At 58.8% G+C, this 1,176-nt stretch carries 1 protein-coding gene; it reads right to left on the bottom strand.

Annotation, left to right across the window (positions count from 1 at the left end):
• Nucleotides 1–1,176, bottom strand: a 1,176-nt coding sequence (gene tuf / locus AC2FIB_RS22450; RefSeq protein WP_108861257.1) for an elongation factor Tu, incomplete at its 5' end; no start/stop codon positions are given.

Consider the following 1,176-nt stretch of genomic DNA (forward strand, 5'->3'; position numbering starts at 1 on the left):
TTACTCGACGATTTTCGACACGACGCCGGCGCCGACGGTGCGGCCGCCTTCGCGGATGGCGAAACGCAGGCCGTTTTCCATCGCGATCGGTGCGATCAGCTCAACCTCGAACGACACGTTGTCGCCGGGCATAACCATCTCGGTGCCAGCTGCCAGGGTCACGGTGCCGGTCACGTCAGTTGTACGGAAGTAGAACTGAGGACGGTAGTTCGCGAAGAACGGAGTGTGACGACCGCCTTCTTCCTTGGTCAGGATATAGGCTTCGGCTTCGAACTTGGTGTGCGGTGTAACCGAACCCGGCTTACACAGAACCTGACCACGCTCAACGCCTTCACGGTCGATGCCGCGCAGCAGGGCGCCGATGTTGTCGCCCGCTTCGCCGCGATCCAGCAGCTTGCGGAACATTTCAACACCAGTACAGGTGGTTTTCTGAGTGTCACGGATGCCGACGATTTCGATCTCGTCGCCAACGTTGATCACGCCACGCTCAACACGACCGGTCACAACGGTACCACGACCCGAGATCGAGAACACGTCTTCGACCGGCATCAGGAACGGTTGGTCAACAGCGCGCTCAGGTGTCGGGATGTACTCGTCCACGGCAGCCATCAGCTTGCGGATCGATTCTTCGCCGATTTCCGGCTTGTTGCCTTCCATCGCGGCCAGAGCCGAACCTGCGATGACAGGAATGTCGTCGCCGGGGTAGTCATACGAAGACAGCAGCTCGCGGATTTCCATTTCCACCAGTTCCAGCAGTTCTTCGTCGTCAACCTGATCCACTTTGTTCATGAACACGACCATGGTCGGGATGCCAACCTGGCGGCCCAGCAGGATGTGCTCGCGGGTCTGCGGCATCGGGCCGTCAGCAGCGTTCACAACCAAAATCGCGCCGTCCATCTGAGCGGCACCGGTGATCATGTTCTTGACGTAGTCGGCGTGGCCGGGGCAGTCGACGTGCGCATAGTGACGCGTGTCGGTCTCGTATTCCACGTGGGCGGTCGAGATGGTGATGCCACGTGCTTTTTCTTCAGGCGCGCCGTCAATCTGGTCATACGCTTTGAAGTCACCGAAATACTTGGTGATTGCTGCGGTCAGCGTGGTCTTGCCGTGGTCAACGTGGCCAATCGTGCCGATGTTGACGTGCGGCTTATTACGCTCAAACTTTTCCTTTGCCAT

It is taken from the genome of Ruegeria sp. YTSA072 (assembly GCF_059610285.1).